Below are 24,083 nucleotides of genomic sequence, written 5' to 3'. Positions count from 1 at the left end.
GCATGCAAGCCGGCACGACGCCTCCGTCGGATAGACCCCGAGCGTCTCGCCGAGCTCGACGCCTCGGACCGAACGGTCCTCAGCCCGGCCTCACGCCACTTCAATCGCAAAGGCGCGCAGTTCCGCCAGCTTGCCGTCCCGGATACGCCAGAGATCGCAGTATTTCGAGTGGACGGGGCCACGCTCGGGATCCTGCACCGTGATCTCGCCATGCACCGCCAGCCAGTCGTGCTCGACGATCCACAGATCCGCGGTGAACTGCGGTGGCGCGACCGCGTACGTGCGCTTGGCCCAGGCCAACACCGCGGCCTTTCCGACAAGCAGGGTGTCGCCCACCATCTCCCAGCGGATGTCGTCAGTGCAGTACGCGAGGAATCCCTCCGGATTGCCCGCCGCCATTTCGGCGTTCGCAGACTCGAGGATCTCCTGGGCGGCGCTTTTCATGGCAGACAGTCAGGAAGGGGGCGCTGGATTGTCCACCGGAGGCGGCGAGTGCGCAGTGAAGAGAGGCGCCGGCCTCGCCGAGCCCTCCGGCAACCCTTCTGAGACGTTCAGCGCCGGAGCCCAAAGGGGCGATGTTGACCCTTGGTGTGAGAAGAAACACCCGAAAACATCCAGCGTTGGACCTTAGTGAGAGAAGAGAGACCGAAAAAGAGTCAATGCCGGACCTTAGTGAGAGAAGAAACGCCGAAAAAGAGTCGGCGTTGGACCTTAATGAGAGAAGAAACACCGAAAAAGGGTCAACGCTGGACCTTAGTGAGAGAAGAAACACCGAAGAAGAGTCGGCGTCGGACCTTAGTGAGAGAAGAAACACCGAAAGAGGGTCGGCGCCGGACCTAAATGAGAGAAGAAATGGCCATGGGCGACGATCGCTTCAACGCCTCCACCCGCAAAAAAGAACCCCGGCCGAGACCGGGGTTCTTCGTGCACCTCCCTGTGCGCCCCAGCGGGGAGGTCCTCAGAAGGTGATGCTCCAGCTGTTGATGTAGCCGGTGTCCACGCTGGCGCGGTCGCGGGCGCGCAGGCGCCAGCTGCCGTTGAGCGCTTCGCTCGACAGGTTGACCGTGTAGGTCTGGTTGATGTTGTCCGCGCTGCCGCCCGTGCGGTTGTGCAGCACGTACACCGAACCGTCCGGCGCGATCAGGTCGACGATCAGGTCACCGATGTAGGTGTGCACGATGTTGACCGCCACCTGCGCATTGCTCGGCGCGTTGCCCGTACGGCCCGACACCGCGATGGTGCTGCTGATGCCCGTGGTGTTGTTGTCCGGGATCGAGAAGTCCGTCGCGTTGCTGTAGGTCGTCGTGCCGCCGCCCGGCGGCGTGCCGCCCTGCGCCGCCACGACCGCACCGTCCGCGTTGGCGATGCCCGCGCCGCACCCGCCCGAACACGTGCCCGGCAACGGGCGTGCGGTGCTCTTCAGGATGCTTTCCACCTGCGCCGGGGTGAGCGGCGAAGGCGCGGCGGCCTGCATCAGCGCGACCACGCCGGCCACGTGCGGCGCCGCCATCGACGTGCCGTTGTAGGACGCGTAGCTGGCGCTGCCGGCGGTGGTGGTGCCGGAGTTCAGCGTGGACAGGATGCTCTGGCCCGGCGCGGAGATGTCGATGCCCGTGCCGTAGTTGGAGAAGCTGGCACGCGAGCCTGCCGAGGTCGTGGCCGCGACGGCGACGACGTTCGGGCAGTTCGCCGGGACGGCGCTGGACACGTTGGTGTTGCTGTTGCCGGCGGCGACCACCACCGTGGTGCCGCGGCCGACGGCGCCGTTGATCGCATTCTGGTACGTGGCCGAGCAGGTGCCGCCGCCGCCGAGCGACATGTTGATCACTTCGGCCGGGTTGGCGTTCGCCGGCACGCCGCTGACGGTGCCGCCGGAGGCCCAGGTGATCGCGTCGGCGATGTCGGAGGTCAGGCCGCCGCAGCGGCCCAGCACGCGCACCGGCACGACCTTCGCGCCGAACGCGGTACCGGCCACGCCGGTGGCGTTGTTGGTGACCGCCGCGACCGTACCGGCCACGTGGGTGCCGTGCCAGCTGGAGTTGCTCACCGGCGAACCGGCATAGCACTCGCCCGCCACCGGGTTCCAGTCGCCTTCGTCGTTCGGGTTGGAATCGCGGCCGTTGCCGTCGCGCGACACGAACGTGTCGCTGATGAAGTCGTAGCCCGGCAGGATGTTCGCGTTGAGGTCGGCATGGTTGGTGATGCCGGTGTCGATTACCGCGACCACCACGCCCGCGCCGGTGGACTTGTCCCAGGCCGAACGCACGTTGATGCCCGACGTCGTGGTGCCGAAGCCCCATTGCTCGGACAGGCGCGTGTCGTTGGGGGTCAGCACGGCGTACATGCGCTGGTCGACTTCGACGTATTCCACGTTCGGGTCGGCGGCCAGCTGGCGCATCAGCGATTCGGCTTCGACGCGGTCCAGCTTGCGGTCGGCGCGGACGACGTCGGCGCCACCGGCGGCCAGCCGGCGCAGCTTCTGCAGGCCCAGCGCGCGGCCGCCGCGCTTGGCGACGCCCGTGCTCGCCGCGGTGGTCAGCGAGCGCTGCAGCTGCGTCGCGTTGCTGCTTTCGGTACTGCCGTCGCGGTACTTGACGATGAAGCGGTCGTAGCCACCGGGTTCTTCCACCTGCAGGCCACTCATGTCCACGCGACCCGCCATGGCGGGCAATGCGTACAACGACGCCAGCACGGCCGACGACAGGCACAGCAGGCGGACACGCGAACCACGCTTTGCAAATCCAGACATCAGACTCTCCCTCAAAGGTTGAAAGCCGCAAACGCGGCAAGAGCCCGGTCGAGGGCGCAGGAGCTGGCACGGGAGGGGGTGGACGGGCGGATGCGTTCGACCGGGTGACGCACCGTGCAATGCACGGCGCAGATCGAAACTAGCGGAGTGCGCGAACGTGAATCAGCGATGAAAGACACAGTTCACTGCATCATGTTTCAAACGTAATCATCGGAGTACACGCATGAAGGCGTAGTCACCGGTAGACAACGCTGCGTAGATTCATTTACGTGGTGCGCGCGTGATGAGTGCGAATTTTTTATTCGCGCGAAAGCACGCACGCTACGCAAAAAAGAAAGCCCGCCATGCGGCGGGCTCTCGTCGTGCATCGATGCGACGACGGTCAGTCGCGCAACTTCACCAGCCAGCCGTGGCGGTCCGGCACGCGGCCGTACTGGATGTCGGTGAGTTCCTTGCGGATGCCCATCGTCACCTCGCCCGCCGGCGCGTTGAGATCGCCCACGGCGAAGCCCTTGCCCTTGAGCTGGCCGATCGGCGTGATCACCGCGGCGGTACCGCAGGCGAACACTTCGACGATGTCGCCCGAGGTCACGCCCTGCTTCCACTCGTCGATGGACACCTTGCGCTCTTCGACCGTGTGGCCGCGGTCGCGCGCGATCTGGATGATGCTGTCGCGGGTGATGCCTTCCAGGATGCTGCCCGAGAGTTCCGGGGTGACGATGCGGCCGTCCTGGTAGACCAGGAACACGTTCATGCCGCCCAGTTCTTCCAGGTACTTGCCGTCCACCGGATCGAGGAACAGCACCTGCGAGCAGCCCTGCGCCTGCGCTTCCTGCTGCGGCAGCAGCGAGGCGGCGTAGTTGCCGCCGCACTTGGCGGCGCCGGTGCCGCCCTTCGCGGCGCGGGCATAGTCTTCGGACAGCCAGATCGACACCGGCGCCACGCCCTTGGCGAAGTACGCGCCCGCCGGGCTGGCGATGACATAGTAGCCGGCCTGCTGCGCGGCGCGCACGCCGAGGAAGGCCTCGGTGGCGATCATGAAGGGACGGAAGTACAGGCTGGTCTCCGGCGCCGACGGCACCCAGTCGCCGTCGATGGCGACCAGCTGGCGCAGCGATTCGACGAATTCGTTGACCGGCAACTGCGGCAGCGCGAGGCGTGCGGCCGAACGCTGCAGGCGCGCGCCGTTGGCGTCGGGGCGGAAGGTCCAGATGGAGCCGTCGGCGTGGCGGTAGGCCTTGATGCCTTCGAAGATCTCCTGGCCGTAGTGCAGCACCGAGGCGGCCGGGTCCAGCGCCAGCGGACCGTAGGCGCGGACTTCGGCGTCGTGCCAGCCCTGCGCCTTGTCCCAGGTAATGGCGACCATGTGGTCGGTGAAGTGAAGGCCGAATCCGGGGCTGGCGAGGATGGCGTCGCGCTCGGCCGTCGTGCGGGCCTTGTCGGAGCGGTTCACGCGGTAGGTCAACGGGGCGGCGTTCATCACGTTCATCTCTTCCTTCCTGACGGGTTCTGCATCGGGTGAGCCGGCGGCTCAGAGCATGCCGGTTTCCAGCTTGGCGGCTTCGGACATCATGTGGCGGCCCCACGGCGGGTCGAATACCAGCTCGACGTCCGCCTCGGCGACGGTGGGGATCATCTCCAGCTTGCTGCGCACGTCGTCGACGAGGATCTCGCCCATGCCGCAACCGGGCGCGGTCAGCGTCATCTTCACCTCGACGCCGCGCTGGCCGTCGTCGCGGGTGCTGAGGTTGGCTTCGTAGACCAGGCCGAGGTCGACGATGTTGAAGGGGATTTCCGGATCGAAGCAGGTGCGCAGCTGGTTCCACACCAGCGCCTCGACTTCCTCGTCGCTGGCATTGTCGGGCAGCGACAGCGGTTCGGTGGCCTCCTTGCCGATGGCGTCGCCGTCCTTGCCGGCGATGCGGAACAGGTTGCCTTCCACGAAGACCGTGTAGCTGCCCCCCAGCGCCTGGGTGATGTAGCCGTAGCTGCCGGCCGGCAGGGTGACGAGCTCGCCCTGGGGGACGAGGACGGCCGCACAGTCGCGGGAGAATTGGACGGGTTCGCTGCTGCGGGAATACATGCCGGATCAGATGGGGGCGCGCGTGGGGCGCTGCAAGGCGACCTATTGTAGCCCCCACCCCCGGGGACGGGGCCGGGCCGAGGCCGTATCCTTGGCGACCCTGATGGAGTCCCCATGCCCCCCGCCGCACGTCGCTCCTTTCGCTGGCTGGTTCCCGTGATGCTGCTGCTCGGCGGCGCCAGCCTGGTCCTGATCTGGGTGACCGTCGCCCTCTACCTGCAGCGGCAGGCGGGCTGGATGGCCCTGCTGGCGGCCCTGGACGTGATCGTGGTGCTGCGGCTGGCCGGCATGCCGGCCGGCAAGGGACGCGCCGCCCTGGCGCTGCTGGCCACCGTGGCGATCTGCGCGGTGTCCCTGTGGAGCATCGTCGCGACCCAGCTGGGCTTCGCGATGGGCCTTACGCCGTGGGATTCGGCGCTGAAGCTCGGCCTCCACCACGCGGGGACGCTGCTGGCGCTGGCGACCACGCCGCTGGACTGGATCGCCCTGGCGGCCGCGCCTGCGTTGGCGGCCTGGTGGTCGCGCTAGCGTCGCGTCATCCGCGTGCCTGCAGTCCCCGCCCGCCCGCGGTCCCGGGCGTGATGGCGAAGGCGAGCCGCGTCGTTTCCGCGCCGATGCGCGCCGCGTCGTCGTAGAGCCTCTCCGCGCAGAGCCCGGACGGCAACAGCCGGAACTCGACGCGGCAATCGCCCGCCGCGTCGCGCTGCAGGAGACCCACGCCGTGCTGCGAGGTCTGCACATGGCGCACGCGCGCATCGCCGCGGCCCAGCAACACGTCCAGCGCGGCCACCAGCCGCAGGCCGGCTTCGGCGGTGGCCGGGTCCGCCTTCGCCGCGTCGGCCATGATGGCCGACAGCGTGGACGATGAAATCGCCGGCGCCGTGAACTCCACGGTCTTGGCCGAATGCTGGGTGGCGAAGCTGGCATGGATGTCGCCCGACAGCACCACCGCGCCGCCGGCGCGGTCCAACGCGGCGACCAACGCGTCGCGCTGCAGGCCGAAGCCATCCCACTGGTCGACGTTGAGATAGAACCTGCGGCGCAGCAGCGGCGGCGCGTCGAGCGCGGGATCGGACAGGTCCAGCACCATCGGCGTCATCGACACCGAACTGGCGACGAACAGCGAACGCCCTGCGCTCTCCGCGAGTTGCTCCGCCAGCCACGCCTGCTGCGCGGCACCGAGCGCGGGCGGCAGCGCGCCGTCGGCCTGACGCAATGCGAGCAGCAGGTCGTAGCTGTCCTTCACCACCATGTAGCGGCTGCCCAGGTGGCTGAACAATCCGCTCTTGCCCAACGCCAGCCACGGCAGGCCGCGCAGGTACGCCTCGTCCGCTTCGGGCGGCAGCGCGACGCCCATGAAGCCCGGCACCGCCTCGTTGTAGCGGCGCAGCACGTCGCGCAGCACGTAGACCGCCATCGGCTGCGCCGACAGCGCGGTCGCCCACGCGGCGGCGTCCTTCCTGTCCGCGCCGGCATCGGCATAGGCGCGGGTCAGGGCGCGGCGCAGCGGCTTGCGCAGTGGCGCCCATGCGTCGTCGGCCAGGTCCACGTACGGCATCAGGGCGGCGGACAGCGCCGGCCACTCCATGCCGATCCGGGGCGCCAGGCGGCGGAGCGCGGGTTCGTCGTAGGCCAGCGCGCCGGGGAAGGCATCCTCCGGGATCGGATGGTCGGGACGATGGCTGCGGTAGTCGAGCAGCAGCAGGCGCACATCGCGACCGAAGTCGAGCCGTCGCCACAGGGCGCCATGCGGGTGCAGGCGCGCTTCGTCCACGCGTTGCGTGCCCCCGGCATCGACCTCGCCCACGTCCACATCCACCGGCATGTACTCGAAGTAGGCGCGCTCGGCGTTGAGGCGGCGACGCGCATCGCGCTCGGGCCGGCGACCGTCTTCGTAGGTGGCGTTGTCCTGCCAGCAGTCGTCGCTGAACTCGTGGTCGTCCCAGATCGCCACCAGTGGTGCGCGTTCCAGCAGGGCCTGCAGGACCGGATCGGTGCGGTACTCGCGGTGCAGCTGGCGGTAGTTGTCCAGGCTGGCGGCGGCGAGATAGGCGCCATCGCCGGTGCCGACCCGCAACGCGCCCGCCGCATCGTCGAAGGCGATGCCGCGACCGCCGTCCGCCCGCTGGAAGCTGCTGTCGCCGATCGACTCGTAGATGAAGTCGCCCAGGTGCAGGATGAAGTCGAGGTCTTCCTGCAGCAGCGGCACCAGCGTGTTGTACCAGCGGCCGCCATAGTCCTGGCAGCTCATGAAGGCGAACCGCAGCGCCGGCGTCGGCGTGTCGGCGGCTGGTGCCGTGCGGGTCAACCCCACCGGCGACGACACCCAGTCCGCGCCGTCGCGCCGCAGGAAGCGGTAGTGGTAGCGACGGCCTGGCAGCAGGCCTTCCACGCGCACGCGCAGGCAGTGGTCGTGGTCGGCGCGTGCGCTGAGCTCGCGTTCGATGCGCAACTGCGAGAACGCCGCGTCATCGGCCACCTGCAGGCGCACGGCGACATCGTCGCTGCCCGCCGTGCCCGGCACGCGCGTCCACAGCAGCACGCGATCCGGCCGCGGATCGCCCGACGCGACGGACTGCGGGAAGCCCTGGCGCGAGACTATCGGCGTGGCATGCGCCGGGAACCAGCGGCTGGCGAACGGCAGCGTGGCCGTGGCCAGCGTGAGCTTGAGGAAAGCGCGGCGCGACGCGCGCGGCACGGCAGGATCAGAGGCGTTCAAGCGGGGCTCCACATCGCGAAGCCGTGCAGCTTCGCCGGCCGACGTTGCGGCGATGTGGCAAGGGCGCCCGTCATGGCGCAGCAACATCGAGCGGTCAGCCTGTGCCGTCGCCTCGCCGTATGTCGCGTGCGAGGCATCGCCTTCCTTCCTCCCACCACGGCCTGCCATGACCCTCCGTTCCCGCACCGCGCGCCACCCCGCCCATCGTTCCCTCACCGTCGCGCTCTGCGTGGCGCTGGCCAGCCCTGCCGCCGCCTTCGCGCAAGCAGCCGATGCGCCGGACGCCGGCAACGCCACCCAGCTGGACACCATCGTGGTGACCGCGCAGAAGCGCGAGCAGCAGGTGTCGGAAGTGCCGATCGCGATCACCGCCTATTCCGGCGACTTCCTCGATCGCCAGGGCATGACCACGCTGGGCGACCTGGCGGGCTTCGTGCCCGGCCTGCAGGTGCAGGAACAGAGCCCGAACAATCCCGGCTACGTGATCCGCGGCATCACCTCCGACAGCGGCGAGGCGAACGTGCAGCCGCGCATCTCGGTGTTCCAGGACGGCGTGTCGATCAGCCGCTCGCGCGGCGCCTCCGCCGCGCTGTTCGACATGGAGCGCGTGGAAGTACTGCGTGGGCCGCAGGGCACCCTGTTCGGCCGCGCCGCGCAGGTCGGCGCCGTGCACTACATCCAGAACAAGGCCAGGGACGACACCGGCGGTGCGTTCGAACTGGGCGTCGGCAGCGACAGCCAGCGCCTGGCCAGCGGCTACTTCAATGCCCAGATCGCCCCGGAAGCGCTCGCGGCGCGCGTGGCGGTCTTCCACGAAGAACGCGACGGCAGCATCGAGAACGCGGCCGGCGGCACGCTCAACGGCAAGGACACCACCGCGGTCCGTGCCAGCCTCGGCGCGATGATCGGCGAGGCCAGCCGGATCGACCTGATCGCCAACTACCAGAAGGACACGCCGCCGGGCACCGCCTTCATCAGCGGCACCATCCCGAATCGCCAGGGCAGCACCAGCCCGTACGCGGATGCCGAACTCAACCGTGGCGACCAGCTCGGCCTGGACCGCACCGTGCGCAGCCTCACCGCGCTGGGTTCTTTCTCGCTCAGCGACACGTGGACGCTGGACACCGTCGGCGGCTGGCGCAGCTTCGATTCGCACGAGGAATTCGATGCCGACGGCTCGCGCCTGAAGGCGATGGAGTTCGCCGAGATCGCCGAAGGCGACCAGTTCAGCCAGGAAGTCCGCTTCAACTTCGACAACGGCGAGACCTTCGCCGGCTTCTTCGGCGCCAGCTACTTCGTCGAGGACGGATCGCAGTACGTGCCGTTCGCGACCGACGAACGCAGCCTGCTCGCCCTGCTCTCGCAGAATGCCGCGTTCCGTCAGCAGATCGGCGCGCTGCTGGGCGGCATTCCGTTCCCCGCCATCCCGCTGTTCGGGCCGGACGGCAATCCGCTCACCGGCTACACCCTGCCCGGCGGCCTGCACACGTTGTTGAACCCCGACCATCGCGAAGCCTTCGCCAACTACGGCACGACCAAGGCCTGGGACGTGTTCGTCGACGGCACCTGGCGCGTCACGCCGTCGCTGGAACTGAGCGCCGGCCTGCGCGCGACGTGGGAAAAGCAGACAGCGGGTTACCAGGGGTTCGCCGGCAACGCGCCGAGCCTGTTCAACGGACTGGGCGCCGGTGCACCCGCGCCGCTGGCCGGCAACAACATCCTCAACAGCGCCACCGCCGGCAAACTGGAGCGCAGCGAGGACTTCGATTCTGTGGTCGGTCGCTTGGCCGCCCGCTACGCGTTCTCGCCGACGCTGAGCGGCTATGCGACGGTCTCGCGCGGCCGCCGTCCGAATGTCATCGACATCACGCCGCAGGGCAGCCAGGTGCTGCCGGCGGAGATCGTCAACAGCTACGAGGTGGGCATCAAGGGCGGTACCGAGGGCGGCCGCCTGGCTTACGACGTTTCCGCATACTGGTATGACTACAGCGACTTCCAGACGCAGATCCCCAACCCCAGCGGCGGCACGCCGTTCCTGATCCCGACCAATGGCGGCAATGCCACCGCCAAGGGCGTGGAAGCCTCGATCACCGGCGAAGTGGCCGACGGCCTGGTGATGTTCGCCAACTACGCGTGGACGCACGCACGCTTCGACGATCGCGACGACGACGGCAACGCGCAGCTGTACGCCGGCCACCGTTTCCGCCTGACCCCCGACCACGCCGCGGCGATCGGCATGGACTGGCGCGTGCCGATGGGCGCGGCCAGCTTCTACCTGCGCCCGTCCTACAGCTGGAAATCGAAGGTGTACTTCGAGGACGAGAACACCCCCGGCCTGGAGCAGGATGCCTACGGCCTGTTCAACCTGCGGATGGGCGTGACGCTGGCCGACGGCCGCTGGGACATCGGCGTGTGGGGCAGCAACCTGACCGACGAGGAATACCTGATCGATGCGGGCAACACCGGGCGCCAGTTCGGTACGCCCACGTTCGTGGCCGGCCAGCCGCGCGCGTACGGCATCACCGCCAAGGTCAGCTTCTGACGCCGGACAACACGCGACACGAAAAAGCCGGGCATCGCCCGGCTTTTTCTTTGCCCTGCACGGCGGCGATGGGACGCGTCAGTGCCCGTCGTCGAGCGCCTTCAGCTCGCTGACCAGTGCGTTCGCCATCTCGCTGCCGTCGCCATACAGCATGCGGGTGTTGTCGGCGTAGAACAGGGCGTTCTCGATGCCGGCGAAGCCGGTGCCCTTGCCGCGCTTGATGACGATGGTGTTCTTCGAGTTCACCACGTCGAGGATCGGCATGCCGTAGATCGGGCTGGCCGGATCCGTCTTCGCCACCGGGTTCACCACGTCGTTCGCGCCGATCACCAGCGACACGTCGGTGTTGGCGAACTCGGGATTGATATCGTCCATGTCCGCGATCAGGTCGTAGGGCACGCCGGCTTCGGCGAGCAGCACGTTCATGTGGCCGGGCATGCGGCCGGCGACCGGGTGGATGGCGAACTTCACCTTCACCCCGCGATCGATCAGCTTCTGGCTGAGTTCCCAGATCTTGTGCTGCGCCTGCGCCACGGCCAGGCCGTAGCCGGGCACGATCACCACGCGCTCGGCGAAGGCCATCATCGCGGCCACGTCGGCGGCCTCGATGGGCTTCATCGAGCCGCCGATCTCCTGCATCGCCGCGCTGCTGCCGCCGAAATTGGAGAACAGCACGTTGCTGATCTTGCGGTTCATCGCCTTGGCCATCAGCCGCGTCAGCAGCATGCCGGCCGCACCGACCATGGTGCCGGCGATGATCAGCGCCTCGTTGCCCAGCACGTAGCCTTCGAACGCGACCGCCAGGCCGGTGAACGCGTTGTACAGCGAGATCACCACCGGCATGTCGGCGCCGCCGATCGGCAGCGTCATCAGCACGCCCAGCGCCAGCGACAGCGCGAAGAAAGCGACGATCCACGGCATCGCCAGCGTGGTGAGCGCCATCACGCCGCATGCGACCGCGGCGAGCGCGACCAGGGCGTTGAACCACTGCTGGCCCGGGAAGGTGTAGCGCTTGTCCATGCGCCCGTCGAGCTTGGCCCAGGCGATCACCGAGCCGGTCAGCGACACCGCGCCGATCAGCGCGCCGATGACGGCCAGCGACAGCGTGAAGGTCGACGGTGCGGGTTCGCCGGACGAATAGCGCACCAGTTCCACCGCGCCGATCGCCGCGGCGGAACCGCCGCCCATGCCGTTGAACAACGCGACCATCTGCGGCATGTCGGTGATCGCCACCTTCTTGCCCCAGACCCAGTTCAGGCCCACGCCGATCACGATGGCCGCGATCATCAGGCCGATGTTGTGCAGGCCCGGCAGGAAGAACGTCGCGACGGTGGCGATCAGCATGCCCACGCCGGCCCACTGGATGCCGCTGCGCGCGGTCTTGGGGCTGGCCATGCGCTGCAGGCCCAGCAGGAACAGCGTGGCGGCCACGAAGTAACTCAGCTTCACCAGCGTCAACGCACTCATGCCCGGCTCCCTTCCGATGACGTGGATGGCTTGTCCAACCGATGGTATTCACGCATTTCGATGGCGGTCTTCAACAGGCCCACCATGCCCAGGCCGAACGCGACCAGGCCCAGCGACAACTGGTTCACCACCGTCGTGTCGGCCAGGTATGCGCCGACCAGCCCGGCCACCATCGAGGCCAGCGTGTAGAAGGACAGCAGGATCAGCATCCAGCGTCCCTTGCGCGGGTCCTGCCAGACGCGTCGCGACACGTCGTTCTGAGTTCGGGTCGGGTCCTGCAGCGAGGACAGGCCGATGCCGATGCCGGCGTAGAGCAGCACGTAGTTGAAGTCGTCGAAGACCGTCGCCCCGCTGTCGGCGCCGGCCATCGAGAGCGACCAGCCCGCTTTGGCCGCATAGCCCAGCGCCACCAGCAGCGCCGGGTACTGCAGGTAGCTCAGCCACTGGAAGACATCGCGTGCGTTCGTGCGGGTGCTCGCCGACATGACAGGTGCGCCGCTCGTCACTTGCCACCCGCGGGCTTGCTGCTCTTGAACATCTCCAGCATGCGCTCGGTGACCACGTAGCCGCCGGCCGCGTTGCCCGCGCCGAGCAGCACCGCGATGAAGCCGATGGCTTTCTCCAGCGTGGTGTCGGCGTGGCCCAGCACGACCATCGCGCCGATCAGGACGATGCCGTGGATGAAGTTGGAACCGGACATCAGCGGCGTGTGCAGGATCACCGGCACCCGCGAAATGATCACGTGCCCGGCGATGGCCGCCAGCATGAAGATGTACAGCGCTACGAACCCGTCGCTCATCCGCTCCCCCATCCTGTCCGCATTGTGGGCGCCGCCGCGCAGGGCGGGGCGTCTCCGCATCATAACCGCACCTTAACCCGCGGGAACCGCGGCCACGCCATGTCAACCGCGCGCCGCGTGGCGCGTTCCCTTCCGCGACCCCCACGGAGAACCGACCATGCCGTGCCCGACAGTCCCCGCCGACGGCCCGCCCCGCCGCCCGACCGGCGCATCGCGGTCGATTCACAGTACCGGTCGCTAAGCTATGTTGGTGAGTGCGACCCCGAACCCGCTGATGGACACGCCCGCCTCGCCCGCTCCGGCGGCGACGCTGGAGCTGTTCCTGGCCGACATCGGGCCGCGCGCCTTTCGCTTCGCGGAAGCCGGATTACGCCACCGCGACGACGCACTCGACGTGGTCCAGGACGCGATGATGAAGATGCTCGTGTACCGGGATCGGCCCGCGGCCGAATGGACGCCGTTGTTCTGGAGCATCCTGCGCCGCCGGATCGTCGACCTGCAGCGCCGCGCCGGTTTCCGCCTGCGCTGGCTGCTGCCCACCGGCGATCGTGGCGAGGAAAGCCCGGTGGACTGGGCGCCGGACCTGGGCGCCGGACCGTCGCAGGCGCACGACCAGCGCGAGGCCTACGCGCGCCTGGTGCAGGCGATGCGCGCATTGCCGGCACGCCAGCGCGAAGCGTTCACGCTGCGCGTGCTGGAAGAACTGGACGTGGCGGACACCGCCCGCGTCATGGGCTGCTCGGAGGGATCGGTGAAGACCCACCTGTCCCGCGCGCGCGAAGCCCTGCAGAAGCAACTGGAGGAATTCCGATGAACCCCGCCCATCCCCACGACGACACCGGCTTCGATGCGCAGGCCCGCGGGCTCCACCGCGCCTCGCTCGCGCAAGTGTCCCCGCAAACCCTGATGCGCTTGCGCACGGCGCGCCACGAGGCCCAGCGCGCCGCGCCCGCCGAAGGCGCGCGCTCGTGGCGCTGGCTGACCGCGACCGCCTTCAGCGCGGTGCTCGCGGTGGGCATCGGCCTGCAGTTCCTGCCCCGCACCTCGACCGCCCCGGCGCCTGGCGCGGCGACGCCCGTGGCCGTGACCGACGGCGAGACGGCGCTGGACGAAGCCTCCGCCGGCGCGCTGGAGGAAGATCCCGACCTGTACCTGTGGCTTGCCTCCGCGGACGCGCAGCCTCTTGCGATGGAGTGACCCGATGACATCCCGTACCGCCCGCCTGTTCGCCCTCGGCCTGCTGCTCGCCTCCGTCCAGGCGTTCGCGCAGTCGGCGCCACCTCCCGCGCCCCTGCCCGCCTGGGAGCAGCTGACGCCGCAGCAGCGCGAAGCCCTGATCGCGCCGTTGCGCGACCGCTGGAACCGGGAACCGGACGAACGCCCCCGCATGCTGGAGCGCGCGCAGCGCTGGCAGTCGATGTCGCCCGAACAGCGCGCGCAGGCGCGCCACGGGATGAAGCGTTTCGAGGGCATGAATCCCGAACAGCGCCGGCAGGCCCGCGCGCTCTACGGCCGGATGAAGGAACTCGCGCCCGCGCAGCGCGACGCACTGCGCGACCAATGGAAGAAGATGTCGCCCGAGCAGCGCGACGCGTGGATGGAACAGAACGCGCCGCGCCGCCGCCCGTCGCGGGAAGAGCGCTGACCGCGGCTTGCGCCCGCCTCAGGCCGCCTGCGCGGGCGCGTCGGGCCGTTCCGGCCACACCGTCTTGGCCAGCAGCTCGTCGTTCCAGTCGAACTGCAGCGCACCGTCCTTGATGAACAAGGACACGAAGTTGAACACGTTGCGCGCGTACATCTCGCTGGCGTGCACCGCGCCCAGGCTGGCCAGGTTCAAGGGGCCCGCGATCGCGACGCCCTGCTGGTCGTAGGTCTCGCCCGGTCGCGTGAGTTCACAGTTACCGCCGGTCTCCGCCGCCAGGTCCACGATGACGCTGCCCGGCTTCATGCCGGCGACCATTGCCGCACTGATGATCTTCGGCGCCGGGCGCCCCGGCACCGCCGCCGTGCAGACGACGACGTCGATGCCCTTGAGATGATCGGCCAGGCGCTGCTGCTGCAGCGCGCGCTCCTCGTCGGTGAGCTGGCGCGCATAGCCGCCCTCGCCCGCGGCGCTGACGCCCAGGTCGAGGAAGCGACCGCCCAGCGATTCGATCTGCTCACGCGTCTCGGGTCGCACATCGAACCCTTCCACCTGCGCGCCGAGCCGCTTGGCCGTGGCGATGGCCTGCAGGCCAGCCACGCCCGCGCCGACGATCAACACCTTCGACGGGCGGATCGTGCCGGCGGCGGTCGTCAGCATCGGGAAGAATCGCGGCGCCAGCTGCGCGGCGATCAGCACGGCCTTGTAACCGGCCATGCCGGCCTGGGAACTCAGCACGTCCATCGCCTGGGCGCGCGTGGTGCGCGGCAGGCGCTCGAGCGGGAAATTCTGCAGGCCGCGCGCCTGCAGCGCATCGGCGCGGATGGGATCGGCGGTGGGCTGAAGCACGCCGACCAGGCTGGCACCCGGCTTGAGGTCGGCGATCGCCTCGGCGGGCGGTGCCTGCACGCAGAGCACCACCTCGGCCTGCGCGCGGCCTTCGCCGCCATCCAGGCTGGCGCCGGCATCGGCATACGCCTGGTCGACGAAGCCGGCACCGGTGCCCGCGCCGCGTTCGACGACGACATGCGCACCGGCCGCAATCAGCTTCTTCACCGTTTCCGGCGTGGCGGCCACGCGGCGTTCGCCGGCCGCGGACTCCTTCAGTACCCGCACTTCGACCGCCATGCGCCCCTCGTCGTTGAGCCAACCGTACGACGATGCTAGCAGAGCGCGGCGGAGCCGCGCAGGCTCAGGTCAGCGGGGTTGGTGTGACAGGCGGGACCGGTTCCAGGCGTTCGATCACGCCCTGCATGGCGCTGTCGAACGCGTCCTCGCTCTGGTGCGTGCGCAGGCGGCCCAGGCGGACCATCGCGGCCAGTTCCTCCGGCGAGGCGACGCAGAAGCGCACGCCGCGGCGGTTGACGAACAGCAGGCGCGAGGAGATCGGGCTGACCCACGACAGTTTGCCCGGCTGCACCTTGTTGTCCTTGTCGATGAAGTCCAGCCAGGTGCCGATGGCCAGCCCCCGGAAGTGGTCGGCATCGCTGTGGTCGAAGTCGAGCGTGTCGGCGCCGGCGACCAGCTGGATCGGCGTGGTCTCCTCGTCGACGGCCGGCTTGGGCAGCACCACCTGCGGCAGTTCCGGCAGGGGTTTCTCGAGATCCGGCCGGGCGGCGGCGACCGCCTGCAACGTGTCGTGCAGCGCATCGACCGCACTGCCGGCAGCGTCCAGGTTCATGCCGACGCTGGAAAAGACCTTCAGCAACCCCGGGCGCCATGCCTGCAGCCACGGCTTGCCGATGACATGGCGCTGCGCTTCGGTGAGCTCCTCGAGCACGCCGTCGGCGAGCGCCAGCGATTCGCGCAGGCCCTCGCCTTCCTCGCCCTCGCGCAGCACCGTCATGGTGACGTGATGCGCCCAGGGCTGGCGTAGGAAGTCCTCGATCGCCTGCGGCACGGTGCGGTCGGCCAGACGCTCGTCCAGTTCGCCGTTCATCCGCGCACGCGCGGCTTCCAGACGCTCCTGGCCGCGCTGGATCTCGGCGGCACGGCGCTCGGCGATCTCGATGCGGCGGCGGTGCTGCTCCAGGAAGGAGCGGAACTCCTCTTCCAGGGTCAGGAAGATCGCGAGGTTCTCGTTGAACTCGGCCACCAGCCGGTCGACCACTTCCTCGACCTTGGTCAGCAGCGTGCGCTCGGCCGCGCTCTCGCCGTTGTTGCCTTCGCAGGCCTCGGCCAGCACGTTGAGCAGGCGGCGCGCAGGGTGCGTCTTCTGCACGAACATCCGGCGGTCCAGCAGGGCGACCTTCACGAACGGGACCACGAGGCGCCCGATCAGTTCGCGCGGACGGCCGTCCAGGTCGCGTTCGTCCAGCATGACGTCGAACAGCATGCCGACCAGGTCGATGGCGTCCTCGTCGACCGGTGCCAGGCGCGCCGTCGACGGATCCACGCCCAGCTGCATGGCGCTGCTGAGCACTTCGTTCTTCAGGCGCTGCGAGAGCGATTCGCCGGTATCGCCGATGGCGGCGCGCAGGGTTGCACTGGGCGTGGCCTGCAACAGGGACAGCACGGAGAGCATCTCGCGCTGCGAGAGATCGCGCTGCGGATGCGAGGGACGCGACGGCTCCTGCGAAACGTCACGGCCACGGCGCGACTCCTGCAGCAGATGATGCAGGGCCTCCAGCAGGACGCCTTGCGTCCCCGGTGCCGTGGAATAGCCGGGCGGCACATCGCCGAAGCCGGCGGCGGGCGCGGGCGCCGCGTGCGTCGCCTGCAGACCGCGGTTCACGCCGGCCATGCGGTTGAGGAAGCGGGCCGCCCAGGCGGGCGCACCGGGCTCTTCGCTCCCCATCAGGTCTTCGAGTTCCTGCGCCACGTCGGGCTTCGGCGCGCGCCGGGCCGGAGGCTCCGGCAGATCGGCCATCACGCCCATCTGCGCCAGGCGCTGGTCCAGCGCGGTGTAGACGCGCGCGATCGCGGGCACCAGGTCGCGCTCGCACAGCTTGATCACCACCAGCCGGACCTCGGCGGTGAGATCGCAGGCCGCGAAGCCCTGGTGCACGGCGACGCCGATGTGTTCGGGGCCGACGGGATTGAATTCCGGCTCCAGCGTGGACTGCCCGGCCAGGTAACCGAGGCGACGGTCGAGGCGGATCAGCACCGGCTTGCAGTCGCGCAGGATCACGCTGGCCAGGTTGCGCACCGCCAGGCGGGATTCCAGCTCCTGATCGGTCATCAGGGTGAGTGCGTTCTCCCCCGACTGCGCGAACGCGTCCTCCATGGAGAGCGGCTGGCCGTCCTGCAGCGCTTTCCACGCCAGCTGCAGGTGGGTACGGAAACGCACGATGATGTCTTCGCGCCGGCGGCGCAGCTCGCGCATGGCGTCGAGGAACGCCATCTGCGAGGGGCCGGCGCGCTCGGCTCGGTCGAACAGCGCATCGTCGAAACGGCCGAGCGCCACCGCGAAGGCGTCCACCAACGGCGGAATGGCGGCTTCACGCGCCTGATCAAGCATGCGCGTTTCCCGGCCGGGACGATCGGCGATATTGAGGACGTTCGACATGCACAAGGTTCCCCGCCTTGGCAGGCGAAAGGAGTTCGGGGGAGGCGGACCGGAATCCGCACTGCCATCGTAGGAAATCCGTGGTGCAGGCAACCGTGATGGCCTCGGCATTTTAGTGCCATGCAACAAGATGTGACACGCTAAACTTGACGCATGTCGCTCCCCTCCCCCCTGCAGTTCCTCGACGCCCGTCGTTCGGTGCCCTCCAAGCAGCTCGGCAACCCCGGCCCCGACGACGCCACCCTGCACCGCATGCTCGCCTCGGCGGTCCGCGTGCCCGACCACGGCAAACTGGTGCCGTTCCGCTTCATCCGCATCCAGGGCGAAGCCCGCCATGCGCTCGGCGAACGCCTTGCGGCACGCACCTTGCATCTCGACCCCGATGCCGCCGACGCCGTGGTCGAGAAGGATCGCGCGCGTTTTTCCCACGCGCCCACCATCGTTACCGTCGTCGCCCGGCTGACCGCCGGCCACAAGGTGCCGGAACAGGAGCAGTTGCTGACCGCCGGGAGCGTGTGTTTCGCGCTGCTGCAGGCCGCGCAGGCGATGGGCTTCGGCGCGCAGTGGCTGACCGGGTGGATGGCCTACGACGAAGCCATCGCCGCGACGCTCGGGCTCGCGCCCAACGAACGCGTCGCCGGCTTCATCCACATCGGCACGCCGCAGGTGGACGCGCCCGAACGCGACCGCCCGGATCCGTCCGCGCTGCTGACCGACTGGACGCCCTGAGGTCGCCAGCGTGCACGCCCTCTATCTGGTCGATGCCAGCCTGTACGTCTTCCGCGCCTGGCATTCGATCCCGGATGAGTTCCAGGATGCCGACGGTTGGCCCACCAATGCGGTGCACGGCTTCGCGCGCTTCCTGCTGGAACTGCTGGAGAAGGAGCGCCCCGCGCACATCGCGATCGCCTTCGACGAAGCGTTGGATAGTTGCTTCCGCAACCGCCTGTACCCGGCCTACAAGGCCAACCGCGACCCCGCGCCGGAGGCGCTGCGCCGGCAGTTCACCCACTGCAAGGCGCTCTGCGCCGCACTCGGCCTGAGCGTGCTGTCGCACGGCGAATACGAAGCCGACGACCTCATCGGCAGCGCCCTGCATGCGGCGCGGCCGCAGGCGTTCCGCGGCGTCATCGTGTCGGCCGACAAGGACCTGTCGCAGTTGCTGGGCGAACACGACGAGCAATGGGATTTCGCGCGCGGCCAGCGCTGGGGCATGGCGGGCGTCAAGGCGCGCCATGGCGTGGAGGCGCGGCAGATCGCCGACTACCTCGCCCTGACCGGCGACGCCGTGGACAACATCCCGGGCGTCAGCGGCATCGGCGCGAAGTCCGCCGCCATCCTGCTCGCCCACTTCGGCGATCTCGACACCCTGCTCGCCCGCATCGACGAAGTGGCCTTCCTCCGGCTGCGCGGCGCCGCGACCATGGCCACGCGCCTGCGCGAACAGCGCGAGCACGCCCTGCTCTGGCGTCAACTCACCACCATCGCGCTGGACGCGCCCCTCGGCGACATCGCCCACGGCCACGCGCGCGGTCAGGCCGACGGCGACATGCTCGCGGGCCTGTCCGATGCCCTGCGCTTCGGCCCGATGACGCGGCGACGCCTGCGCGTGGCCGCCGGACTCGAAGACGGCGGCCCGCCCCGCCTGTAAATCGTCATCGCCAGCGGCTAGCATCGGGTCATGGACGAACACGACAAGCGCAAGGCGCCGCCGCAGGTGGTCTGGTCAGGCAAGTACCAGCGGATGATGGTCCGCGGCACCTGGGAGTACGTGGAGCGCGCGCATGCCGGCGGGCTGGCGGCGATCATCATTGCGGTCACGCCGGACGACGAGGTGGTGTTCGTCGAGCAGTTCCGCGTGCCGCTGCAGGCGCTGACCATCGAGATGCCGGCCGGACTGGTCGGCGACATCCACGCCGACGAATCCATCGAGGTGTCGGCGATCCGGGAACTGGAGGAAGAGACCGGCTGGACCGCCGCACAGGCCGATGTGCTGATGATCGGTCCCACGTCGTCGGGCAGCAGCAGCGAGAAGATCGCCTTCGTCCGCGCTACCGGCCTGCGCAAGGTGGGCGACGGCGGCGGCGATGGCGACGAGGACATCACCGTGCACGCCATTCCGCGTGCGCGTGCCGCCGCGTGGCTGGCGCAGAAGATGGCCGAAGGCTACGAACTCGATGCGAAGCTCTGGGCCGGCCTGTGGATGATCGACCACAACCTGGACGGCACGCCGCGCGGCTGAGCGTCGCTCATTCGGGGTCCGCGCGATAACCGGCCAGGCGCCAGACACCCCCATCTTCGTACCGAAGCGTCACCCGCTCGCGATACAGCGACCGACCCTCGCCCAGGCGACTGGAGAACTCCAGCATCGCGTAGGTCCCGGCCGGCAACGAACCGCGCTCCCGTGCATGATCGATCCGGATCGCCACCCAGCGGCGCTCGGTGCCCCATCCCAAGGCGCGGCGCTGTGCGGTCAGCGACGCGACGAAGTCATCGCGCGACAGCGAGGCGCGCACCAGCGCCGAGGCTGCGTCCCACAGCGCACCGATGTCGCCCTGTTCGATGACGCGCACCAGGCGCAGCGCCGCCATGCCGAGTCGCTGGATATCCACGTCCTCGAGCCCGAGGCGCGGCATCGCCGCACCCGGCGTGCCCGCCGGCACCCTCGTCCCCATCCCGCACCCCGCATGTCGCCTGCCGTGGTGACCTGATCGGCGTCCCGTGCCGCAACCGGACGCTTCAGTCCAGGTGCTTGCGGAAGAACGCCAGGGTGCGCTCCCACGACAGCGCGGCAGCGGCCGCGTCATAGCGGGGCGTGGTGTCGTTGTGGAACCCGTGGTTCGCGTCGGGATAGACATGCGCGGTGTAGTCGACGCCGGCCGCCTTCAGCTGCTGCTCGTAGGCGGGCCAACCGGCGTTCACGCGCGTGTCGAGCGCCGCGAAGTGGAGCAACAACGGCGCTTTGATGCGCGCCGCGTCCTCCGTGGACGGCTGGCCGCCGTAGTACGGCACGCCGGCCGCAACGATGTCCGGCAGGCGCGCGGCCAGCAGGTTGGTCACCAGTCCGCCGAAGCAGAAACCGACCACGCCGAGCTTGCCGTTCCCGCGTGGCAACGCATGGGCGAAGCGCGCGGCGGCTTCCAGGTCGGCCAACACCTTGTCCCGATCCAGCTTCGCCTGCATCTCGCGACCGGTGTCGTCGTTGCCGGGATAGCCGCCGAGCGGATACAGCGCATCCGGCGCGAATGCGATGAAGCCGGCCACCGCCAGGCGCCGGGCGACATCCTCGATGTACGGATTCAATCCGCGGTTCTCGTGCACGACCAGCACCACCGGATGGCGTCCTGGCGCGCGGGGCATCGCCAACAGACCGCGTCCTTCGCCATGGCCTTGCGGTGCCGGGAACGTGCGGTACATGGTGCTGATGCGCGGATCGTCCGCCGCCACCTGCGCCGCGAACGCGTACTGCGGCGTCAATGCCGCCAGCAGGCCCGCGGCGGTCGTGCCGGCGACGGCGAACTGCGCTGCGCCGGACAGGAACCCGCGGCGATCGACGCGGCCATGGACGTAGTCGTCGTACAGGTCCAGCACGCGCTGGTCGAACGTGGAGGCGGTGGCGCGCGACGGATCCATGGCGTTCTTCCGGTTGCGATGCGGTGTGGTCAGGCGAAGGCGTCCGTCGCGCGGACGAGCGCGTCCACGTTCTCGGCTTCGAACGCCGAATGGCCCGAGGCCGGCGTGATCTCGAGCTTCGCCTTCGGCCAGGCCTTGTGCAGCTCCCACGCATTGGCGATCGGGCAGACCACGTCGTAGCGGCCGTGCACGATCACACCGGGGATATCGGCGATGCGCGACGCGTCGCGCAGCAGCTGGTCCTCGACCTCGAAGAAACCGCCGTTGACGAAGTAGTGGTTCTCGATGCGCGCGAACGCCAGCGCGAACTCGGGCTCTTCGTGCCCGCTGACGAAATCGGCATCCACGTGCAGGAAGCTGGTCGCGCCTTCCCACACGCTCCAGGCCTTCGCCGCCGCCAGGCGCGTGGCCTTGTCGTCGGACGTCAGGCGCCGGTGGAAGGCGGAGATCAGGTCATGGCGCTCGACCGACGGGATCGCGGTGATGTAGTGCTCCCACGCATCCGGGAACAGGCGGCTCGCGCCTTCCTGATAGAACCACTCCAGCTCCCAGCGGCGCAGCATGAAGATGCCGCGCAGCACGAGTTCGGTCACGCGCTCGGGGTGCGTTTCGGCGTACGCCAGCGCCAGCGTCGAACCCCAACTGCCGCCGAACACCTGCCAACGGTCGATGCCGAGTTTCTCGCGCAGCTTCTCGATATCGGCGACGAGATCCCAGGTGGTGTTGTCCACCAGGTCCGCGTGCGGCGTGGAGCGACCGGAGCCGCGCTGGTCGAACAGCACGATGCGGTACTTGGCCGGGTCGTGGAAACGGCGCATCTTCGGACTGCAGCCCGCGCCCGGCCCGCCATGCAGCAGCACTACCGGCTTGCCCTGCGGATTGCCGCACTGCTCGTAGTACAGCGTGTGGCGGTCGTCGACCTTCAGGGTGCCGGTGTTGAAGGGCTCGATATCGGGGTACAGCGTGCGCATGGGCGGCGAGTCCTGAGTGAAAGCGACAGTCTAGCGGCTCGCGTCTTGCCCTTCCGTGACGCGCCCAAGGGTCACGCGGTCGCGCTGCTCCAGGTCGGTCTCCGTGGCGACATCGACGAAACCCGCCGCCGTCATCAGCGCGCGGATGGCGGCGCCCTGGTCCCAGCCGTGCTCCAGCAGCAGCCAGCCGCCGGGCAGCAGGTGCACGGGCGCGCCCGCCACGATCATGCGGATCGCGTCGAGGCCGTCGGCGCCGGATGACAGCGCCGCCGGCGGTTCGAAACGCAGGTCGCCCTGCGCCAGGTGCGCATCGCCCTCGGCGATGTACGGAGGATTGCTGGCGATCAGGTGGAAGCGTTCGCCCGCCACCGGTGTCCACCAGCTGCCGGCGCGGAATTCGACATTCTTCAGGTCGTTGGCGCTGCCGTTCGCCCGAGCGATGGTCAGAGCGTCGTCACTGAGGTCGGTGGCGATCACGCGAGCCTGCGGCCGCTCGCTGGCCAGCGCCAGCGCGATCGCACCGGTCCCGGTCCCGAGATCGGCGATGCGCAGCGACGTGTCGTCCGGCAGGCGCGCCAGGGCGAGTTCGACCAGGCGCTCGGTTTCCGGGCGCGGGATCAGGGTGGCTGGCGAAACCTGCAGGTCCAGGGTCCAGAACCCTCGACGGCCCACCAGGTAGGCCACCGGCTCGCCGGCGAGCCGACGCTGCAGCAGCCCCTCGAAAGCGATCGCCTCCGTGGCTGCCAGCGGCGCATCCCCATGCGCGAACAACCAGGCGCGATCGCGGCCGAGCACGTGCAGCAGCAGGTGCTCGGCCTCGTGGCGCGCATCGGGACCGGCCAGGCGGGCGGCGGCGGCGCGTAGGGCGTGGTCCAGCCGGAGAGGAGCGTCGTGGGACATGGCGCGCATGGTAACGGGCCACCGCTCTCCGGACGCCCACGTATCGCCGCGACGCACCATCATGGTGCTCAATGGCGTATGGAGCGGAAGACGGCGTCGACCGCGTCCTGGCAGTCGGTACGCGTGCCTGATGGCGCGATAGAAGCGGGCGCGCTGCTGGGCGTAGCCGTCCGGCGGATCACCCTTAAATCATTGAAAAACAAAGATTTGATATCGAAACTTCGGCACGTACTTGCCTGGGAGAGCCTTCGCCCCCACCTCTTGATAGTCAAAAACTATCTATTCAATTCCATCAATCGATTTGAGGAATCAATAGCCGTTGCCTACCATCGCCTCATTACTTCACCACACCCACTCCACTCACGAGGATCTTCCATGTCCCTGATCAACACCGCGGTCCAGCCGTTCAAGACCACCGCCTTCCACAACGGCGAATTCGTCGAAGTCACCGACGGCACCCTGAAGGGCAAGTGGTCGGTCCTGATCTTCATGCCGGCCGCCTTCACCTTCAATTGCCCGACCGAAGTGGAAGACGCCGCGACGAACTACGCCGAGTTCCAGAAGGCCGGCGCCGAGGTCTACATCGTCACTACCGACACGCATTTCTCGCACAAGGTGTGGCACGAAACCTCCCCGGCGGTGGGCAAGGCCCAGTTCCCGCTAGTCGGCGACCCGACCCACCAGCTGACCCGCGCCTTCGGCGTGCACATCGAAGAAGAAGGCCTGGCCCTGCGCGGCACCTTCGTCATCAACCCGGAAGGCGTCATCAAGACCGCCGAGGTCCACAGCAACGAGATCGCCCGTGACGTGTCGGAGACCCTGCGCAAGCTGAAGGCCGCCCAGTTCACCGCCGCCAACCCCGGCCAGGTCTGCCCGGCCAAGTGGAAGGAAGGCGCGCAGACGATCGCTCCGTCGCTGGACCTGGTCGGCAAGATCTAAGCGTTTCCGCAGTACCGGCGCGTTCCCCGCTGGAACGCGCCAGCTTCAGCGCATCACACCACCTCCGGGTCATGGCCCGGAGGTCGGTCACTCAACGGACGTTTGCAGCAGCGGCATGCGCCGCTCGCCGG

23 protein-coding genes are annotated in these 24,083 nt (G+C 68.9%); 9 read left to right on the top strand and 14 right to left on the bottom strand.

The features are described from left to right. Positions 1-90: 90 nt before the first annotated feature. The 4 genes from BLT45_RS05620 to sufT form a co-directional block, all read right to left on the bottom strand. Positions 91-444 (bottom strand): nuclear transport factor 2 family protein, encoded by a 354-nt coding sequence (locus BLT45_RS05620; RefSeq protein WP_093296242.1) that lies wholly within the window; start codon positions 442-444, stop codon positions 91-93. A gap of 514 nt (positions 445-958) precedes the next feature. Continuing rightward, a complete protein-coding gene (locus BLT45_RS05615) occupies positions 959-2,749 on the bottom strand; it encodes a S8 family peptidase (RefSeq protein WP_175455736.1) in 1,791 nt (596 codons plus the stop codon). Between the two features lie 382 nt (positions 2,750-3,131). Next, positions 3,132-4,229, bottom strand: coding sequence for a branched-chain amino acid aminotransferase (locus BLT45_RS05610; RefSeq protein WP_093298587.1), 1,098 nt, complete (start codon positions 4,227-4,229; stop codon positions 3,132-3,134). Positions 4,230-4,280: 51 nt separating this feature from the next. Next, positions 4,281-4,832 (bottom strand): putative Fe-S cluster assembly protein SufT, encoded by a 552-nt coding sequence (gene sufT / locus BLT45_RS05605; RefSeq protein ID WP_093296239.1) that lies wholly within the window; start codon positions 4,830-4,832, stop codon positions 4,281-4,283. A 114-nt stretch (positions 4,833-4,946) separates the two neighbouring features. Here sufT and BLT45_RS05600 point away from each other — a divergent pair, with 114 nt between their 5' ends. After that, entirely contained in the window at positions 4,947-5,360 is a 414-nt protein-coding gene (locus BLT45_RS05600; RefSeq protein ID WP_139187930.1) for a hypothetical protein, read from the top strand. Positions 5,361-5,367: 7 nt separating this feature from the next. On the opposite strand, the gene BLT45_RS05595 is transcribed toward BLT45_RS05600, so the two are convergent. Continuing rightward, entirely contained in the window at positions 5,368-7,551 is a 2,184-nt protein-coding gene (locus BLT45_RS05595) for an alkaline phosphatase D family protein (RefSeq protein WP_175455735.1), read from the bottom strand. Between the two features lie 166 nt (positions 7,552-7,717). On the opposite strand from BLT45_RS05595, the gene BLT45_RS05585 reads away from it, so the two are divergent. Continuing rightward, positions 7,718-10,093, top strand: coding sequence for a TonB-dependent receptor (locus tag BLT45_RS05585; protein ID WP_175455734.1), 2,376 nt, complete (start codon positions 7,718-7,720; stop codon positions 10,091-10,093). Between the two features lie 78 nt (positions 10,094-10,171). Here BLT45_RS05585 and BLT45_RS05580 read toward each other — a convergent pair whose 3' ends face one another. From BLT45_RS05580 to BLT45_RS05570, 3 genes are read right to left on the bottom strand one after another with little or no spacing between them, the layout of a single operon-like run. Then, complete coding sequence (locus tag BLT45_RS05580) at positions 10,172-11,560, bottom strand: NAD(P)(+) transhydrogenase (Re/Si-specific) subunit beta (RefSeq protein ID WP_093296227.1); 1,389 nt, start codon at positions 11,558-11,560, stop codon at positions 10,172-10,174. Beyond that, positions 11,557-12,045: a hypothetical protein gene (locus BLT45_RS05575; RefSeq protein WP_093296224.1), complete on the bottom strand. Its 489-nt coding sequence runs from the start codon at positions 12,043-12,045 to the stop codon at positions 11,557-11,559. Before BLT45_RS05575 ends, BLT45_RS05580 begins: the two co-directional genes overlap by 4 nt. Positions 12,046-12,062: 17 nt before the next feature. After that, the gene (locus BLT45_RS05570) at positions 12,063-12,359 is read right to left on the bottom strand and encodes an NAD(P) transhydrogenase subunit alpha part 2 (RefSeq protein ID WP_093296220.1); all 297 of its coding nucleotides are present in this window, start codon (positions 12,357-12,359) and stop codon (positions 12,063-12,065) included. Positions 12,360-12,603: 244 nt separating this feature from the next. Between BLT45_RS05570 and BLT45_RS05565 the strand changes: the two genes are divergently transcribed. Genes BLT45_RS05565 through BLT45_RS05555 form a run of 3 tightly spaced genes read left to right on the top strand, consistent with a single transcriptional unit; the run spans position 12,604 to position 14,004 of the window. Next, entirely contained in the window at positions 12,604-13,173 is a 570-nt protein-coding gene (locus BLT45_RS05565; RefSeq protein WP_093296217.1) for an RNA polymerase sigma factor, read from the top strand. Further along, the gene (locus BLT45_RS05560) at positions 13,170-13,556 is read left to right on the top strand and encodes a hypothetical protein (protein ID WP_093296214.1); all 387 of its coding nucleotides are present in this window, start codon (positions 13,170-13,172) and stop codon (positions 13,554-13,556) included. The genes BLT45_RS05565 and BLT45_RS05560 overlap by 4 nt, the downstream gene beginning before the upstream one ends. Before the next feature lie 4 nt (positions 13,557-13,560). Next, positions 13,561-14,004: a DUF3106 domain-containing protein gene (locus BLT45_RS05555; protein WP_093296212.1), complete on the top strand. Its 444-nt coding sequence runs from the start codon at positions 13,561-13,563 to the stop codon at positions 14,002-14,004. A gap of 18 nt (positions 14,005-14,022) precedes the next feature. Here BLT45_RS05555 and BLT45_RS05550 read toward each other — a convergent pair whose 3' ends face one another. Continuing rightward, positions 14,023-15,129 (bottom strand): NAD(P) transhydrogenase subunit alpha, encoded by a 1,107-nt coding sequence (locus BLT45_RS05550; protein ID WP_093296210.1) that lies wholly within the window; start codon positions 15,127-15,129, stop codon positions 14,023-14,025. Positions 15,130-15,193: 64 nt separating this feature from the next. After that, positions 15,194-17,509, bottom strand: a complete 2,316-nt coding sequence (locus BLT45_RS05545) for a DUF1631 domain-containing protein (protein WP_093296208.1) — start codon at positions 17,507-17,509, stop codon at positions 15,194-15,196. Between the two features lie 153 nt (positions 17,510-17,662). Here BLT45_RS05545 and BLT45_RS05540 point away from each other — a divergent pair, with 153 nt between their 5' ends. Genes BLT45_RS05540 through BLT45_RS05530 form a run of 3 tightly spaced genes read left to right on the top strand, consistent with a single transcriptional unit; the run spans position 17,663 to position 19,751 of the window. Beyond that, complete coding sequence (locus BLT45_RS05540; RefSeq protein WP_093296205.1) at positions 17,663-18,238, top strand: nitroreductase family protein; 576 nt, start codon at positions 17,663-17,665, stop codon at positions 18,236-18,238. 10 nt (positions 18,239-18,248) lie between these two features. After that, positions 18,249-19,160 (top strand): 5'-3' exonuclease, encoded by a 912-nt coding sequence (locus tag BLT45_RS05535; protein WP_093296202.1) that lies wholly within the window; start codon positions 18,249-18,251, stop codon positions 19,158-19,160. Positions 19,161-19,190: 30 nt separating this feature from the next. Continuing rightward, on the top strand, positions 19,191-19,751 hold the full coding sequence (locus BLT45_RS05530) for an NUDIX hydrolase (protein ID WP_093296196.1): 561 nt from the start codon (positions 19,191-19,193) through the stop codon (positions 19,749-19,751). 7 nt (positions 19,752-19,758) lie between these two features. Here BLT45_RS05530 and BLT45_RS05525 read toward each other — a convergent pair whose 3' ends face one another. The 4 genes from BLT45_RS05525 to prmC form a co-directional block, all read right to left on the bottom strand. After that, complete coding sequence (locus BLT45_RS05525; protein ID WP_175455733.1) at positions 19,759-20,184, bottom strand: DUF4019 domain-containing protein; 426 nt, start codon at positions 20,182-20,184, stop codon at positions 19,759-19,761. A 64-nt stretch (positions 20,185-20,248) separates the two neighbouring features. Then, positions 20,249-21,142 carry a dienelactone hydrolase family protein gene (locus BLT45_RS05520; protein WP_093296190.1) on the bottom strand — a complete coding sequence of 298 codons (894 nt, stop codon included), beginning with the start codon at positions 21,140-21,142 and terminating at the stop codon, positions 20,249-20,251. A 29-nt stretch (positions 21,143-21,171) separates the two neighbouring features. Next, a complete protein-coding gene (gene pip / locus BLT45_RS05515) occupies positions 21,172-22,113 on the bottom strand; it encodes a prolyl aminopeptidase (protein WP_093296187.1) in 942 nt (313 codons plus the stop codon). A gap of 30 nt (positions 22,114-22,143) precedes the next feature. Further along, complete coding sequence (gene prmC / locus BLT45_RS05510) at positions 22,144-23,013, bottom strand: peptide chain release factor N(5)-glutamine methyltransferase (RefSeq protein WP_093296185.1); 870 nt, start codon at positions 23,011-23,013, stop codon at positions 22,144-22,146. A 375-nt stretch (positions 23,014-23,388) separates the two neighbouring features. On the opposite strand from prmC, the gene ahpC reads away from it, so the two are divergent. Further along, positions 23,389-23,952, top strand: coding sequence for an alkyl hydroperoxide reductase subunit C (ahpC, locus tag BLT45_RS05505; RefSeq protein WP_093296183.1), 564 nt, complete (start codon positions 23,389-23,391; stop codon positions 23,950-23,952). Positions 23,953-24,083: the final 131 nt, after the last annotated feature.

This window comes from Pseudoxanthomonas sp. CF385 (assembly GCF_900104255.1).
Lineage (GTDB): Bacteria > Pseudomonadota > Gammaproteobacteria > Xanthomonadales > Xanthomonadaceae > Pseudoxanthomonas_A.
Note: the sequence above shows the minus strand (reverse complement) of the source record. Positions and strands in the feature narration are given on the sequence as shown.